This is a genomic window from Ewingella allii (assembly GCF_044430645.1).
GTDB lineage: Bacteria > Pseudomonadota > Gammaproteobacteria > Enterobacterales > Enterobacteriaceae > Ewingella > Ewingella allii.
In genome coordinates, this window is the sequence record NZ_JAWUDN010000006.1 from 46443 (window position 1) to 61879 (window position 15437).

14 protein-coding genes are annotated in these 15437 nt (G+C 57.1%); 7 read left to right on the forward strand and 7 right to left on the reverse strand.

The window, feature by feature from the left end; all coding sequences use genetic code 11:
• The first annotated feature begins 44 nt into the window (after window positions 1-44).
• From betI to SBO83_RS14225, 4 genes are all read left to right on the forward strand, one after another.
• Window positions 45-644 carry a transcriptional regulator BetI gene (gene betI / locus SBO83_RS14210; RefSeq protein ID WP_396131959.1) on the forward strand — a complete coding sequence of 200 codons (600 nt, stop codon included), beginning with the start codon at window positions 45-47 and terminating at the stop codon, window positions 642-644.
• Window positions 645-677: 33 nt separating this feature from the next.
• Window positions 678-2150, forward strand: a complete 1473-nt coding sequence (gene betB / locus SBO83_RS14215; RefSeq protein WP_396131960.1) for a betaine-aldehyde dehydrogenase — start codon at window positions 678-680, stop codon at window positions 2148-2150.
• Window positions 2151-2174: 24 nt separating this feature from the next.
• Window positions 2175-3860 (forward strand): choline dehydrogenase, encoded by a 1686-nt coding sequence (gene betA / locus SBO83_RS14220; protein WP_353501485.1) that lies wholly within the window; start codon window positions 2175-2177, stop codon window positions 3858-3860.
• Between the two features lie 106 nt (window positions 3861-3966).
• Window positions 3967-4449, forward strand: coding sequence for a GNAT family N-acetyltransferase (locus tag SBO83_RS14225; protein ID WP_396131961.1), 483 nt, complete (start codon window positions 3967-3969; stop codon window positions 4447-4449).
• 658 nt (window positions 4450-5107) lie between these two features.
• Here the strand turns inward: SBO83_RS14225 and SBO83_RS14230 are convergent.
• Complete coding sequence (locus SBO83_RS14230) at window positions 5108-6064, reverse strand: LysR substrate-binding domain-containing protein (RefSeq protein WP_396131962.1); 957 nt, start codon at window positions 6062-6064, stop codon at window positions 5108-5110.
• A 101-nt stretch (window positions 6065-6165) separates the two neighbouring features.
• On the opposite strand from SBO83_RS14230, the gene SBO83_RS14235 reads away from it, so the two are divergent.
• Window positions 6166-6600, forward strand: a complete 435-nt coding sequence (locus SBO83_RS14235; RefSeq protein WP_034788958.1) for a DMT family transporter — start codon at window positions 6166-6168, stop codon at window positions 6598-6600.
• Between the two features lie 2 nt (window positions 6601-6602).
• Window positions 6603-7052: a DMT family transporter gene (locus SBO83_RS14240; protein WP_353501488.1), complete on the forward strand. Its 450-nt coding sequence runs from the start codon at window positions 6603-6605 to the stop codon at window positions 7050-7052.
• Window positions 7053-7063: 11 nt separating this feature from the next.
• On the opposite strand, the gene SBO83_RS14245 is transcribed toward SBO83_RS14240, so the two are convergent.
• Both SBO83_RS14245 and parS read right to left on the reverse strand, forming a co-directional pair.
• Entirely contained in the window at window positions 7064-7522 is a 459-nt protein-coding gene (locus tag SBO83_RS14245) for a type II RES/Xre toxin-antitoxin system toxin (protein WP_396131963.1), read from the reverse strand.
• Window positions 7519-7980, reverse strand: a complete 462-nt coding sequence (gene parS, locus SBO83_RS14250) for a type II RES/Xre toxin-antitoxin system antitoxin (RefSeq protein ID WP_353501490.1) — start codon at window positions 7978-7980, stop codon at window positions 7519-7521. Before parS ends, SBO83_RS14245 begins: the two co-directional genes overlap by 4 nt.
• Window positions 7981-8428: 448 nt before the next feature.
• Between parS and SBO83_RS14255 the strand changes: the two genes are divergently transcribed.
• Entirely contained in the window at window positions 8429-9316 is an 888-nt protein-coding gene (locus SBO83_RS14255) for a nucleoside-specific channel-forming protein Tsx (RefSeq protein WP_396131964.1), read from the forward strand.
• A 59-nt stretch (window positions 9317-9375) separates the two neighbouring features.
• On the opposite strand, the gene SBO83_RS14260 is transcribed toward SBO83_RS14255, so the two are convergent.
• The 4 genes from SBO83_RS14260 to SBO83_RS14275 are packed head-to-tail and all read right to left on the reverse strand — an operon-like array spanning window position 9376 to window position 15407.
• On the reverse strand, window positions 9376-9732 hold the full coding sequence (locus tag SBO83_RS14260) for a copper-binding protein (RefSeq protein ID WP_396131965.1): 357 nt from the start codon (window positions 9730-9732) through the stop codon (window positions 9376-9378).
• Between the two features lies 1 nt (window position 9733).
• Window positions 9734-12913 (reverse strand): CusA/CzcA family heavy metal efflux RND transporter, encoded by a 3180-nt coding sequence (locus SBO83_RS14265; protein ID WP_396131966.1) that lies wholly within the window; start codon window positions 12911-12913, stop codon window positions 9734-9736.
• Entirely contained in the window at window positions 12910-14169 is a 1260-nt protein-coding gene (locus tag SBO83_RS14270; RefSeq protein WP_396131967.1) for an efflux RND transporter periplasmic adaptor subunit, read from the reverse strand. The genes SBO83_RS14265 and SBO83_RS14270 overlap by 4 nt, the downstream gene beginning before the upstream one ends.
• Complete coding sequence (locus SBO83_RS14275) at window positions 14166-15407, reverse strand: TolC family protein (RefSeq protein WP_396131968.1); 1242 nt, start codon at window positions 15405-15407, stop codon at window positions 14166-14168. Before SBO83_RS14275 ends, SBO83_RS14270 begins: the two co-directional genes overlap by 4 nt.
• Between the last annotated feature and the right edge of the window lie 30 nt (window positions 15408-15437).

A 15437-nucleotide genomic window follows, 5' to 3' on the forward strand; every position in this document is an offset into this window, starting at 1 on the left:
TAAAAAATAGGTTTCGGAAGACCGATTTTTCAGGAGTTGTACCCATGCCCAAAGTAGGAATGCAGCCAATTAGACGGCAGCAATTGATTGAGGCAACGCTGGCAGCAGTGAACGAAGTGGGGATGCATGAAGCATCGATTTCGCAAATTGCCCGCCGCGCTGGCGTGTCCAACGGCATCATCAGTCACTATTTCCGTGACAAGAATGGTTTGCTGGAAGCCACCATGCGTTATTTGCTCAGTCATTTGGGGGAAGGGGTGCAGGCGCGACTGGCGCAGCTGGATGACGATGCACCAACAGCACGTTTGCACGCAATTGCTCAGGCCAACTTCGACGACAGCCAGACCAATGGCGCGGCGATGAAAACCTGGCTGGCTTTTTGGGCCAGCAGCATGCATCACCCGCAGTTGCACCGCCTACAGCAAGTGAACAGTCGCCGACTCTATTCAAATTTATGTTCTGAGTTTAGGCGGTTTTTACCTAAAGACGCGGCGCGCGTTGCCGCGAAAGGTATGGCCGGATTAATCGACGGCCTGTGGTTGCGGTCCGCCCTGAGTGGCAAGCCGTTTAACCGCGAAGAAGCGCTACAAATTACTTATCGCTTCATTGAATCACAAATTTCGGCCCCCGAGCCGAAGGCCTAAATTCAGACCGCACTGACCGAGGAGAAGTTAATTATGTCCCGCTACGGCACACAAAAACTGTATATCGATGGACGCTATCAGGAAAGCACCGGCAACGAGACGTTTGACGCCATCAACCCGGCCAATGGCGAAGTCATTGCCACCTTGCCAAACGCGACTGCCGAAGACGTCAATCTGGCGGTAAACGCGGCCATCAAAGGCCAGAAAGAGTGGGCGGCAATGACCGCGATGCAGCGTTCGCGCATTTTACGCCGCGCAGTGGATATTCTGCGCGAGCGCAATGACGAGCTGGCTGCTATCGAAACCGCAGACACCGGAAAGCCGCTGTCTGAAACCACCGCCGTGGATATCGTCACCGGCGCTGACGTGCTGGAATATTACGCCGGGCTTATCCCTGCGCTCGAAGGCCAGCAGATCCCTCTGCGCGACTCTTCCTTCGTCTACACCCGCCGCGAGCCGCTGGGCGTAGTGGCAGGCATTGGCGCATGGAACTACCCGATTCAAATCGCACTGTGGAAGTCTGCTCCGGCGCTGGCTGCGGGTAACGCGATGATTTTCAAACCTAGCGAAGTGACTTCGCTCACCGCGCTGAAACTGGCTGAAATCTTCACCGAAGCAGGCGTGCCGAATGGCGTGTTTAACGTGGTAACGGGCAGCGGCGCGAGCGTCGGCCAGGCCCTGACCGATCATCCGCACATCGCGAAAGTCTCCTTCACCGGCGGCGTAGCGACCGGCAAGAAAGTGATGGCCAGCGCATCGGCCTCCACGCTGAAAGACGTGACCATGGAGCTGGGGGGTAAATCTCCGCTGATCATCTTCCCAGACGCTGATCTCGATAAAGCCGCAGATATCGCCATGATGGCGAACTTCTACAGCTCAGGTCAGGTATGCACCAACGGCACCCGCGTGTTTGTGCCAGCAGCCCGCAAAGCTGAGTTTGAAGCCAAAATTCTGGAGCGCGTTCAGCGCATCCGTCTCGGCGACCCGACTGACGAAAACGTCAACTTCGGTCCACTGGTCAGCTTCGCGCACATGGAATCCGTGCTGCGCTACATCGAAAGCGGCAAAAGCGAAGGCGCGCGTCTGTTAGCGGGCGGCGAGCGCATCATCATCGGCGATTACGCCAAGGGCGCTTACGTCGCACCGACGGTATTCACCGACTGTAAAGACGACATGAAAATCGTCCGCGAAGAGATCTTCGGGCCGGTAATGAGCATTTTGTCTTACGAGAGCGAAGAAGAAGTGGTGCGCCGCGCCAACGATACCGAATACGGTCTGGCCGCGGGCCTGGTGACACAGGACCTGAACACCGCACACCGCGTTATCCACCAGTTGGAAGCCGGTATTTGCTGGATCAACACCTGGGGCGAGTCTGACGCCGCCATGCCAGTGGGGGGCTACAAGCACTCTGGCGTAGGCCGCGAAAACGGTGTGAGCACCCTTGAGCATTACACTCAGATTAAATCCGTGCAGGTTGAGCTGGGCGAATACAGTTCGGTCTTTTAATCCGCCACCGCATAGGAGAATTGAATGGATTACGATTACATCATCATTGGTGCCGGTTCAGCCGGCAACGTATTAGCGACCCGTTTAACCGAAGACAGCAGCGTCAACGTGCTGCTGCTGGAGGCGGGCGGCCCAGATTATCGTCTTGATTTCCGCACGCAGATGCCTGCGGCGCTGGCTTTCCCGCTACAGGGGAAGCGTTACAACTGGGCCTACGAAACTGACCCAGAGCCATTTATGAACAACCGCCGCATGGAGTGTGGCCGTGGTAAAGGGCTGGGCGGCTCGTCGCTGATTAACGGTATGTGCTACATCCGTGGTAACGCGATGGACTTCGACAACTGGGCGAAAGCGCCGGGTCTGGAAGACTGGAGCTACCTCGACTGCCTGCCGTACTTCCGCAAAGCAGAAACCCGCGATATCGGGCCGAATGATTTCCACGGCGGCGATGGTCCGGTGAGCGTTGCGACGCCAAAAAATGGCAATAATCCGCTGTTCCACGCCATGATTGAAGCTGGCGTGCAGGCCGGTTATCCGCGCACTGACGATTTGAACGGCCACCAGCAGGAAGGCTTCGGCCCGATGGATCGCACAGTGACGCCAAAAGGCCGCCGCGCCAGTACCGCGCGTGGTTATTTGGATCAGGCGAAATCGCGCGCTAACCTGACGATTGTCACTCATGCGATGACCGACAAGATTTTATTTGAAGGCAAGCGCGCCGTGGGCGTGAGTTACTTCAAAGGCGACGAGTACAATGCCAAAACGGCGAAAGCCAAACGCGAAGTGCTGCTGTGCGGCGGGGCGATTGCTTCTCCACAGATTCTGCAACGCTCAGGCGTCGGCCCGTCCGAACTGTTAAATAGTCTGGATATTCCCGTGGTGCATGACTTGCCGGGCGTTGGCGAGAACTTGCAGGACCATCTGGAAATGTACTTGCAGTACAGCTGTACTCAGCCGGTGTCACTCTATCCGGCGCTACAATGGTTCAACCAGCCGAAAATCGGTGCCGAGTGGCTGTTCAACGGCACTGGCGTGGGTGCCAGCAACCAGTTCGAGGCCGGCGGCTTTATCCGCAGCCGCGAAGAGTTTGAGTGGCCGAACATTCAGTATCACTTCCTGCCGGTTGCCATTAACTACAACGGCAGCAACGCGGTGAACGAGCACGGCTTCCAGGCTCACGTTGGCTCAATGCGCTCGCCAAGTCGCGGCCGCGTGCAGGTGAAGTCGAAAGATCCGCGCCAGCACCCGAGCATTCTGTTCAACTACATGTCGAGCGAGCAGGATTGGCACGAGTTCCGCGATGCGATCCGTATCACCCGTGAGATCATGGCCCAGCCAGCGCTGGACCCATACCGTGGCCGAGAAATCAGTCCGGGCGCAGATGTTCAGACCGACGAGCAGCTCGACGCCTTTATCCGTGAACATGCTGAGACGGCGTTCCACCCGTCTTGTTCATGCAAAATGGGTAGCGACGAGATGGCCGTGGTAGACGGGCAGGGGCGCGTGCACGGGATGCAAGGCCTGCGCGTGGTGGATGCGTCAATCATGCCGCAAATCATCACTGGTAACCTGAATGCGACCACCATCATGATCGCCGAGAAAATCGCCGACAAGATCCGTGGACGCGAAGCCTTACCGAAGAGCACGGCGGATTATTATCAGGCCAACGGCGCGCCGGTAAGAAAAGAAGCGGCTAAACCATTACTCTGATAAATAGCTAGACTGTCTTTATCGTCTGGACATGATAAAAAGAGATAATCTTCGGGTTATCTCTTTTTTTTTGGCTACGGCACTGTGCGGCAGGAGCGGGAATTTTATGACGGATTCAAACAAGGACATTCTTTGGCAGGATGTACACCACAGTAAACTCAATGTCGGCCAGCTTTACGCCATTCTGGCCCTGCGCAGCGACGTGTTTGTGGTGGAGCAAAACTGTATTTATCAAGATATTGATGGCCGCGATTTGGTGGGCGAAAACCGCCACATCATTGGCTGGCAAAACGGCCAGCCGGTGGCATATCTGCGCATCCTCGACCTGGACGGCGAAGTGGCTATCGGCCGCGTGATCATCGCCCCTGCCGCCCGAGGCCTGAAGCTCGGTTATCAGCTAATGGAAAGGGCGCTGCAATCCTGTAAGAAGCACTGGCACGACGCCGACGTTATCCTCTCCGCGCAGGCCCATTTGCAGAAATTCTACGGCAGTTTCGGGTTTGTGGCTTACACGGATATTTATGATGAGGATGGGATCCCGCATATAAGTATGAGGTTAAAGGGGGGCGGCCTGAGCGGTGAACTTTAAAGTCAAGGTCAAAACCGTGGGCTCGCCGCCCACACTGGCCCAAAGGGTTTTAAACGAAACCCTTTGGAATCCTGCGTTTTTTGCCACTGGAAGATCGAGGCTGCGCAGAGTTGGAATGGACATGTTTCAGCAGCCATCGTGTTCGTCGCGAAGTGCCGCCGCTTAGGCGGTATCCTCGCTGCGGGATTCCAACCCGCGTAAAAAACACGCGGTTTTCCACCTCTTGCTCGGCGTCACTTCTGAACGCGACTTACTGGCATTTAGACCGTGCCGTTTCAGGGGAGTGATGTTCTGCTCCTCCCCCAGAAAAGGGGGAGGGAGCAAGACAAAAAACCACTGAAACGGCTCGGTTGAAATGCCTCAAAACCGCAGTCAAAAATGGCGCTGAGCGAATGGTTCGAGACCTAGGGCTCGAAGCCTGAAGCGAAGGTACCGCCTAAGCGGCGACATTTTGCGGTGGATAACGGAAGTAGCTGAAACATGTCCGCTCAGCGAGCGGCAGCTTGGAGTAAAGAGCCGGGGATTCTCAAGGGGCGCGGCGATAGGCGCCCCTTGAGGCCGGTGTGGCGGCAGCGCACGGTGTTGACCTTAAGGCCAGTTTGCGTGGCAACGCAAGGTCTTGAACTTGAAGTTGAATTTAAAAAGGCCCAGTAATTCCTCAATTACCCCCCTCCCAGTAGGGTTCATCCCCATACTTCTCCAGCAGAAAATCAATCACCGCCCGAACCTTCAGCGACAGCCGTTTCCCCTGCGGGTAGAGCGCGGAGATGGTTGGGGTTTCAAGCTGGGTTGAGACTTGATACTCCTCCAGCACGCTGACCAGTCGACCGTCGTGCAATGCCTCGCCAATCAGCCATGTAGGGAACACCACTAGTCCCATGCCGTTGATGGCTGCCTGAGTCAGGGTCTCGGCGTTGTTGCCCGTGAGCACCCCGCGCAGGCTGTAGGCTTGCCATTCTGTAGACGAGCGTGCTGAAGAGGACTTAGGGCGGAAGAACCAGCGCTGGGAGCCGACGTAGCCTTTAAAAACCAAACAGCTGTGTTGCAGAAGATCTTCAGGCGAGGTGGGCATCCCGGCTTTTGCCAGATAGTCGGGGCTGGCGGCGAGACGGTATCGCTGCACGGCCAAGGTCCGGGCTTGCAGCGAGGAGTCAGCCATCACGCCAATGCGGATCAACAAGTCCGTGGCGTCATGCAGTGGGTCGATAAAATCATCGGTCTGCATCAGCTCAATCTGCAACTTTGGGTAACGGGCGCACAGCTCGTGCAGCCAAGGGGCGATGTGGCGCTGGCCGAAGACAATCGGCGCGTTAATCTTAACCAGGCCGCTCGGCTCCAGATCTTGCTCCTGCAAACCGCGCTCGGCTTGGGCGATTTGGTCCAGCACCTGTCGAGCATGGTGGCCTAACAACTTGCCCGACTCGGTGGGGCTAACGGCCCGGGTATTGCGATAGAGCAGTTGGGTTTGCAGGGCTTGCTCCATCTGCTGAATAACCCGCGATACGCTTGATGGCGAGAGGGCTTCGCGTCGCGCTACTTCTGAAAAACTCTCTAAATCCAACACGGCGACAAACAGCTTTAGAGATTTGAAATTGATCTGATTAAAACCTTCCATCTGTGCGTTTCTCGCAAAGGTATTTTCGAGATTGTCCTGTTTTTTGCAATGAAATGCCACGCTATAGTCCGCATCTTTGCGAATTGATTAACAGGAAAACCATGAATCTGTTGCTAATACCGCTGGTAGTGCTGGCGGGAATGGGGTTGTCGATGGAGGCGGGACTGATTGGCCCGCTGGGGACAGAGGTGGGGCACCTATGGGCCACGCTGAGCATCTTTGGTGTCGGCACTGTGCTGACCGGCTTGTTGGTGCTGTTCTTCGGCCCGCGCAACGCGGTGTCCTACAACCAGCTGCCGGGCTGGCAAATGCTCGGCAGCGCGCTAGGGCCGGTTTACGTCATCGTGCTGACGCTGGCGACGCCGGTGATTGGTATCGGCTTAACCATGATTGCCGTGCTTTCCGGGCAGGTGGCGAAAAGCCTGTTAATTGATCATTTTGGCTGGTTCGGCACCACGGCCAAGAAGGTTGGCGGTGAGCGCCTGCTGGCGCTGGTGTTTATTGTCGCCGCGCTAATTCTGATTGCCTGGAGCTGAAGATGACTGAATTGATTATGATTGTGTTGGCGGTGATCGCCGGTGCTGCGCTGAGCATGCAGGCGGCGGTTAATGGCAAGTTAGGCGAGCAGGTTGGAGTATTAAAAAGCGCCTTTCTGACCTTCGGCGTGGGTGCCGCCATTACCGCGTTGCTGGTGCTGTTTTTGCAAACTCCGCAATCCGCCACGCTGCTGACCGTGCCGAAGTGGCAGCTTATGGGGGCGCTATTTGGCGTGCCTTACATCATCATCATGGTGATTGCCGTTCCGCGCATCGGCACCGCCGCCGCGACGGTGGCGGTGATCCTCGGCCAGCTGGCGATGGGGATGATGATTGATAACTTTGGCTGGCTGCACAACCCCACCATTGGGCTTTCATGGCATCGTCTTGCGGCGATCCCTTGTCTGGCTATCGCGCTGTGGCTGATTTATCGCAGCGACCGTTCGCGTTAAAACCGTTTGCGTCAAATCAGGCGCGGATCGAAGGCCATCAGCTGCTTCTCAACACTTGCCAGCAGTGGCGCAAAATCAGGGTGCAGCGGATTCACAATGACGTTGAATTCGCTGGGCACGATCACCGACGGCACGCGCAAACCCACGCTGCTGGCAGACTGTAGCCACGCTTCGCCGAGGCTCTGAGTGCTGTCCGGTGGCGAGGGATCTTTCCAGTCTTCGCTCAGGTTGTCGAGATTCAGCTGCTCCAGTTTTTCATCAGGAATATCAATGCTCAGCAGGGTGTAAGACTGAAGTAACAGGCTGCTTTGCAGATGGACCATGATCTCAAGGATCGCCAGTGAGATGCTGGTGGCGAGATAGACCACCGGCTTGCCGGGAGGGTTCCAGCGCCCGCCGTAAAGTTGGGCGCCGGTTCCTGACCAGGCGGTGGAGAGGTGCTTGGTCTTGACGATGCGGTACAGCCTCACCCAAAGACCCCGTATTCCAGACGGCCAATCAGGCGGTTGACTTCTAACGCACCGGCTTCTGAAGCCAGCATCTCTACCGGCGGCACGCCGCCGAGTGCGGGAGCAGGGCGACGTATCCAATCAAGGGCGGCGCTGCGGTCGCCTTCAAAGAGATCGGTTGCTGCGTCAACGATGCGTATCAGGCGAGCTACGCGCTCACTTTCATCCGTTTTCAACAGCCCATTTTCGGCTTTGCGACGAGCAAAACTGCGCTCGTTGATCCCCATTATTTCCAGTAGTGCCATTTTTGACCATCCCAGTTCGGCATTCAGACGGTTGATACTATCAACTGAAAAACCTTTCTGTATGGCGTTAATCAAACTAATTCCTCCACTTGCGGGAAGCCCCGCAGATTGCCACAAACGCATTGCAGGAAGTGGGGCGTTTTTGGAATGCAGCTCTGAAATTTTACTCTCCATAACAGACTCCTTTTATCATTCGGCTAATTGTCATTACTATAGCACGACAAATGGCAGGTGTACGTATTTGGCACAATTTGCGAAGCTTTCTTTGCACTCCCTTATCATCCATTTATGAACTTTGTGTGACGGCAATCACACAAAGTGTGTATGAAGATGAAACAGAAATTGACAAACATTGACCAAATCTATTTATTAGCTAACAAAATTTGAACCTGAACTGTGGCGACTGGAAATTTCAGCGCCTTTGTATTAAAGGCTCGCAATCGGTTGCGGATCACAGTTTTGAATTCTTTTTTATGCGTAGTGATGTGGCACGCCAATTACGGTTTTAAACATTTAGTCAGATATAGCAGGACAATAACCTGTAAATCCGACCTGACTGTTTCGTAAAAATTGTCTCCTTCTGGCAAAAGGAGTTGCTCTCTAACCGCTCCCTGGTAAATCAATGAACAATAAAATAATTGCAGCTGGCGCACTTTTAGCTTTGTCTTACAGCGCGACCGTACTGGCTGACGACACACAAGGCGAATTCGTTTCTGACTGGTGGCATCAAAGCGTTAACGTGGTGGGCAGCGCGGATACGCGTTTCGGACCAACCATCCGTAACGACGTCTACCTCGAATATGAAGCTTTTGCACACAAGGACTGGTTCGATTTCTACGGCTATATCGATATTCCTAAGACTTTCGGCGCGGGTAACGGTAATGACACCGGTATCTGGGATAAGAACGGTTCTCCGCTGTTTATGGAAATCGAACCTCGCTTCTCTATCGACAAGCTGACCGGCACTGACCTGAGCTTCGGTCCGTTCAAAGAGTGGTACTTCGCGAACAACTATATCTACGATATGGGCCCGAACAGCGATAACCGCCAGAACACCTGGTTCATGGGTCTGGGTACCGATATCGATACTCACCTGCCAATGAGCCTGTCCCTGAACGTGTATGCGAAATACCAGTGGGAAAACTACGGTGCGGCGAACGAAAACAGCTGGGACGGCTACCGTTTCAAAGTGAAATACTTCGTTCCATTGACCCAACTGTGGGGCGGTAACCTGAGCTACATCGGGTTCACCAACTTCGACTGGGGTTCAGATTTAGGTGACAACGACTTCGCAGACGTGAACGGCCGTAAAGCGCGTTCAAGCAATTCTGTCGCGTCAAGCCACATTCTTTCTCTGAACTACACCCACTGGCACTACTCTTTCGTGGCGCGTTACTTCCACAACGGCGGCCAGTGGCAAGATGGCGCAGAGCTGAACTTCGGCAATGGCAACTTCGACGTGAAGTCTACCGGCTGGGGTTACTACGCGGTGATCGGTTACAACTTCTAATCCGACGTCTCGCGTACATTGTTAAAAACCCGGCCTTGCAGCCGGGTTTTTTTATGGACTTATTTCTTGGCCGCTATCGCCACCACCACCTGATTGCCGTTCTCCGGCTTCAGGCTGAAATCCACCTCTTCTCCTTCTTTAATATTGTTCAGCAGCGCCGGATCGGCGACTTTAAAGCCCATGGTCATGGCTGGCCACTGAATGGCCGGGATCGGACCGTGCTGCAAGGTCACCATGCCGTTAGTGGTGTCGATTTTCTTGACCACGCCGCTGGCGTTGGCGACATCACTTTTGGCGCTATTGCCTGACATATCCATTCCGGCCATGTCGCCTGACATGCTGGTGGCAGAAGCCAACTGCGGCGCAGCGGCGAAAATGACGGCAGAGAGTGCGAGGGTTTTGATAAGTTTAGACATGTTATTTCCTTCCTTCTTTGTATTGAATGATTGAGGTGTTTTCAGTTGGGGTGGTGCGTGCAAAGCGGCGCACGGCAAGCAGGCGCCAGAGTGCGGGGATAATAAACATCGACAGCAGCGGGGCGGTGATCATGCCGCCGACCATCGGCGCGGCGATGCGGCTCATCACTTCAGAACCTGTGCCGCCGCTCCAGAGAATCGGCAGCAGTCCAGCGAGAATAACCGCCACGGTCATGGCTTTCGGCCTGACGCGCAGGGTCGCGCCTTCGCGGATAACTTCATCCATTTCTCGCGCTGAGATTGGCAAGTTGTTCGGGTTGTGGGCCTGCATCGCTTGGCGCAAATAAACCAGCATGATCACCCCAAATTCCGCCGAAACGCCCGCCAGCGCGATAAAGCCAATGCCGGAGGCAATCGACAAGTTATAGCCGAGCAGGTAGAGCAGCCAGATGCCGCCGACCATAGCAAAGGGCAGGGTGAACATCAGCAGCAGGGCCTCTTCGACCCGGCGGAAAATCAGATACAGCAGCAGGAAGATGATGGCTAAGGTGGCTGGAACCACCAGTTTCAGGCGCTGTACCGCGTGTTGTAGGTATTCGAATTGCCCGGCGTACTCAACGCTAACCCCCGGCGGCAGGTGCAGTTGCTGGTCCACCGCGTGGCGCAGTTTTTCGACCACCGAGGTCACGTCGCGGCTGTTCGCGTCGATATATACCAGCCCCGACAGGCGGGCATTTTCAGTTTTCACCATGGTTGGGCCAGAGCTAATGCCCAGCGCGGCGACCGTGCCGAGGGTGATTTGCTGGCCGGACGGCGTGTAAATCGGCAACTCGCGCAGCCCGTTGAGCGAATCGCGGATCTCGCGCGGATAGCGCAGGTTGATGGGGTAACGCGCCAACCCTTCGACGGTTTCGCCTATATTCGCGCCGCCAATCGCCGAGGAGACAATCGCCTGCACGTCGGCAATGTTCAGCCCGTAGCGGCTGGCCTCGGCGCGGTTGATGTTCACGTCGATGTAGTGGCCGCCGTTCAGGCGTTCCGCCAGTGCCGAGTTCACCCCCGGCACGCTTTTCGCCAGCTTTTCGATGGCCTGCGCGGTGTGGTCGATGGCCTCCAGCGAAGGCCCCAAAATACGCACGCCGATCGGGCTTTTAATTCCGGTCGCCAGCATATCGATGCGGTTACGAATTGGCGGCACCCAGATGTTTGCCAGCCCCGGCACCTTCACCACGCGGTCCAGCTCTTGCACCAGTTTGTCCGGCGTCATGCCTTTACGCCACTGGTCGCGCGGCTTGAACTGAATGGTAGTTTCGAACATTTCCACCGGCGCGGGGTCGGTGGCACTTTCGGCGCGCCCGGCTTTGCCGAATACGCTTTGCACTTCCGGCACAGTTTTAATCAGCCGGTCGGTCTGTTGCAGCAGTTGCGAAGCCTTGGACACCGACAGCCCCGGTAGCGCCGACGGCATATACAGCAGGTCGCCCTCGTCAATGGCTGGCAAAAACTCCGAGCCAATCTTGTCTAGCGGCCATACCACGGTAAACAGCGTCAGCGCCGCCAGCAGCAGCGTCAGCTTAGGCCTGCGCAGCACCCAGTCGAGCATTGGCCGGTAGACCCGGGTCAGGCCGCGGTTAATCGGGTTGCGGGTTTCATCGGGAATTCGGCCACGGATCCAAAAGCCCATCAGTACCGGCACTAGCGTGATGGAGAGCAGGGCAGCCCCGGCCATGGCGTATGTTTTGGTGAAGGCTAGCGGGCCGAAAAGCTTGCCCTCCTGCGACTCCAGCGTGAAGACTGGAATAAACGACAGGGTGATCACCAGCAGGCTGAAGAACAGCGCCGGGCCGACTTCCGTCGCCGCGTCGCTAATCACCTGCCAGTGCGCCTGACCTTCCAGCTTCTCGCCGGGATGCTCGGCGCGCCAGTGCTCAATTTTCTTATGGGCATTTTCAATCATCACGATGGCGGCATCGACCATCGCGCCAATGGCAATCGCAATGCCCGCCAGCGACATCATGTTGGCGTTGATGCCCTGAATGCGCATCAGCAAGAAGGCAATCATGATGCCGAGCGGCAGGGAGATAATTGCCACCAGCGCCGAGCGGAAGTGCCACAGGAACAGCGCGCAGACCAGCGTCACCACCACAAATTCCTCAATTAATTTATGCGTGAGGTTGTCGATGGAGCGATCAATCAGCTTGCTGCGGTCATACACCGGCACCACTTCCACGCCGTCCGGCAGGCTGCGCTGCAACTCGTGCAGCTTCTGCTTCACGCTGGCAATAGTCGCGCGGGCATTTTCGCCGGAACGCAGCACGATGACGCCGCCGACGCTCTCTCCCTGACCATTAAGATCGGCCACGCCTTGGCGCAGTTCTGGCCCCACTTGCACCGTCGCCACGTCACCCAGCGTAATTGGAATGCCGTTCTCCACGTTGAGAGGGATTTTCCTGAAGTCATCGAGGGTTTTCAGGTAGCCCGAAGCCCGCACGATATAGTCGGTTTCCGCCAGCTCCAGCACGGAACCCCCGGCTTCCTGATTGGCCTGCTGCACGGCGTTAACCAGGGTTTGCTGAGCAATGCGATAAGCCGCCATTTTCAGCGGGTCGAGCACAATCTGGTACTGCTTGACCATGCCGCCGATGCTGGCAACCTCCGCCACGTTCGGCAGGCTTTTCAGCTCGAAGCGTAGGAACCAGTCCTGTATACCGCGCAACTGACTAAGGTCATGCTTGCCGCTTTTATCTACTAATGCATATTCATATACCCAGCCAACGCCAGTGGCGTCAGGCCCGAGAGCCGGTTTCGCTCCCGCCGGTAAGCGCGATTGCACTTGGCTGAGATACTCCAGCACCCGCGAACGCGCCCAGTAGAGGTCAGTGCCTTCCTTGAAAATCACGTAGACGAAGGAGTCGCCGAAAAACGAATAGCCGCGCACCGTCTGCGCACCGGGCACCGACAGCATGGTGGTGGTGAGTGGGTAGGTGACCTGATTCTCGACGATTTGCGGCGCCTGTCCCGGATAGCTGGTACGCACGATCACCTGCACGTCGGAGAGGTCCGGCAGGGCGTCGACCGGCGTGGTATTAATGGCCCAGATCCCGGCGGCGGCGATAAACAATGTTGCCATCAGCACCAGAAAACGGTTGGCGATAGACCAGCGGATCAGCAAAGTGATCATGGCTGTGTCCCTCCGTTTTGCGCCGTATCCATCTTGTCCAGAACGCCCTGCAGGCTGGCTTCTGAATCAATCAGGAATTGGCCGGAAGCCACCACCTGCTGGCCCGCTTGCAGGCCGGAGAGCACCTGAGTGCGGCCTGCGGATTCAGCTCCAAGCTGCACTTCTACCGGCGCGAAGTGGTGGTTAGCCTCGCTGACAATCACCACGTTGCGCAGGCCGGTGCGAATAATCGCCTCGCTCGGCACTGACAGGCTGTCAGCCGGAGTGCTGCTTTGCAGGCTAACCTGCGCGAACATCCCCGGCCTGATCAATTGCTGCGGGTTGGCGACTTCAATCCTGACGTTTAGGGTCCGGCTCGCCGCGTCGGCCACCGGGAGAATGGCGCTGACTTTGCCGCTAAAGGTTTTTCCGGGATAAGCCGGGAAGCTGATTTGCGCCATTTGCCCGTTTTGCACCTGTGCGGCCTGCGCCTCGGGAACCGCCACTTGCAGCCAGACGCTGGAGATGCCGTTGAGCTGCAACAGCGTGCTGCCGTTGGTCACCGTCATACCTTGGCGAATGTCGAGTGACTGGATCACGCCGCTGATGGGCGCGGTAAGGGTGTAGACCGGCTGGGCCTTGCCGCTTCTCGTGACCTGATTAATCAGCGAGGCGGGCATGCCGAGCAGCACCAGCCGCTGTCTGGCGGCGGCGCGCAGTGCGCTGTCACCGCCGTGCAGCAGGGCCAGATACTCCGCCTGAGCGCCCGCCCAGTCTGGCATCAGCAAATCGACCAGTGGCGCACCGGCGGCCACCACGTCACCCGCCGCCAACGGGTAGCTGCGCTGCACAAAACCGCTGCTTCGCGCCTGCACAATCGCCACGTCGCGGTCATTGAGCACCACGTTCGCCACGGCGGGAATGCTGGAGGTGATTGGCTCTTGGACCACCGGAGCGAGCCGAATCGCCAAGTTCTGCACCATGCTGCTATCAATTTTCACGCCGCTGTCCGCAGTGGTTGCGTCCGCCGCGTCGGCATATTTAGGCACCAGTTGCATGTCCATAAACGGCGACTTGCCCGGCTTGTCGAAGTGCTGGGCCGGAGCCATGGGGTCATACCAATAGAGGGCTTTCGGCTCGGCCGCCGTGGCGGTTTTGGCCGGAGCTTGTTGCGCCGCCGGAGCTTGGCTTTTCGCCAGCCAATAGCCCGAAGCGCCGCCAGCCGCGATGCAAAGCAGTGCCAGAGCCGCCAGCTTGAAGGTTTTACTTTTCATCATTGAACTCCAGCAAAGGTGTAATAGAGGGCGGCGGCCAATTGGTCGCGCTGGCTTTGCAAACCGGCTTTTCTCAGCTGCTGCTCAAGCACCGCGCTGCGGGCATTAATCAGGGCCGCGCTGTCGCTGGTGCCGCGCGAATAACCGGCGGTGAGCAGAGAGACTTTTTGCCGGGCGAGGGGCAGCCACTGCTGGTCGATGCGCGCAATCTGCCGTCCGAGGGTGGCGTAGTCGGCGAGATCGTTATCTAACTGGTTGGTTAATTGACGAATGGCGGCATCTCGTAGTTCGCCGACTTGGGTGAGATCGAGGGTTTTGGCGGCGATGATAGGGTCTTGGCGGCTGGCGGCAAACAGCGGCAGGCCGACGGTGAACTGCACCGACACCATGTTGCCGTACATCGGGTCGCGGCGCTGGTAATCCAACTCCACGCTCCAGTCCGGCTTTTTCTCCGCTTCGGCGGCGCGCAGCTCGGCTTTAGCCTTGGCGGTGTCGCTGTTGAAAGCCTGAATTTTGGCGGTTTTTTGCAAGGACTTGATATAGCTCGCGCCATCCACCGGCAGGTCCGGGGCGTGGCCGACCAGCGGCTGCTCGGCATCCTGCCCGATATAGCGGCTGAGGGTGGCGGTGGCAACGCGCAGTTCGCGGCGCAGCTGGTCTTCGCGATCCGCTAAGTCTGCCCGTTTTTCATCAGCATTAAGCGAGTCGGCAAGGCCCGTGCGCCCGGAGACCACCTGAGCCTGAAGGGCTTTGCCCAGCGCGTCATTTTCATGCTCAAGCTGCTGCAATAGCCCGAGCTGTTCTTCGAGGTAATAGCGGGTTATCCATGCCACGGCCGCGCCCTGTGCCACGTCCACTTGCAACACATGGTGTTGTGAACCGGCTTGCTGGATTTGCGCACTGGCAACCTGTTCCCGCGCGTCGCGCTTGGCGGCGTTGGGAAAATCCTGCATCACACCGAGTTTTTCCATGGTCATGGACTCTTCGGTGAAGGAGTTGGCGGCCGGGCCAGAGATCGGAAAATTGTCGATGCCGGTCACCAGTTTCGGGTCAGGCAAGGCACCGGCCGGAATAGCCGAGGACAGCGCCGAGCGCACGGCGGTTTGGCTGGCAGAGAGTTCAGGTGATTGCTGTAAAGCGCTGCTCACCGCATAGCTGAAGGTCAGCGGCGCGGCGTGAGCCAAGGGCGCAAGTCCCACCAGCAAAAGCTGGGCAGGAAGATAGAACGATTTGAAGGACATCGTGGTGATCCCATGAAAGTAACGGCACGC

Coding starts and splice junctions, on each gene's coding strand:
- betI (WP_396131959.1), top strand. CDS start 45: ATGCCCAAAGTAGGAATGCAGCCAATTAGACGGCAGCAATTGATTGAG.
- betB (WP_396131960.1), top strand. CDS start 678: ATGTCCCGCTACGGCACACAAAAACTGTATATCGATGGACGCTATCAG.
- betA (WP_353501485.1), top strand. CDS start 2,175: ATGGATTACGATTACATCATCATTGGTGCCGGTTCAGCCGGCAACGTA.
- SBO83_RS14225 (WP_396131961.1), top strand. CDS start 3,967: ATGACGGATTCAAACAAGGACATTCTTTGGCAGGATGTACACCACAGT.
- SBO83_RS14230 (WP_396131962.1), bottom strand. CDS start 6,064: ATGGAAGGTTTTAATCAGATCAATTTCAAATCTCTAAAGCTGTTTGTC.
- SBO83_RS14235 (WP_034788958.1), top strand. CDS start 6,166: ATGAATCTGTTGCTAATACCGCTGGTAGTGCTGGCGGGAATGGGGTTG.
- SBO83_RS14240 (WP_353501488.1), top strand. CDS start 6,603: ATGACTGAATTGATTATGATTGTGTTGGCGGTGATCGCCGGTGCTGCG.
- parS (WP_353501490.1), bottom strand. CDS start 7,980: ATGGAGAGTAAAATTTCAGAGCTGCATTCCAAAAACGCCCCACTTCCT.
- SBO83_RS14255 (WP_396131964.1), top strand. CDS start 8,429: ATGAACAATAAAATAATTGCAGCTGGCGCACTTTTAGCTTTGTCTTAC.
- SBO83_RS14260 (WP_396131965.1), bottom strand. CDS start 9,732: ATGTCTAAACTTATCAAAACCCTCGCACTCTCTGCCGTCATTTTCGCC.
- SBO83_RS14265 (WP_396131966.1), bottom strand. CDS start 12,913: ATGATCACTTTGCTGATCCGCTGGTCTATCGCCAACCGTTTTCTGGTG.
- SBO83_RS14270 (WP_396131967.1), bottom strand. CDS start 14,169: ATGATGAAAAGTAAAACCTTCAAGCTGGCGGCTCTGGCACTGCTTTGC.
- SBO83_RS14275 (WP_396131968.1), bottom strand. CDS start 15,407: ATGTCCTTCAAATCGTTCTATCTTCCTGCCCAGCTTTTGCTGGTGGGA.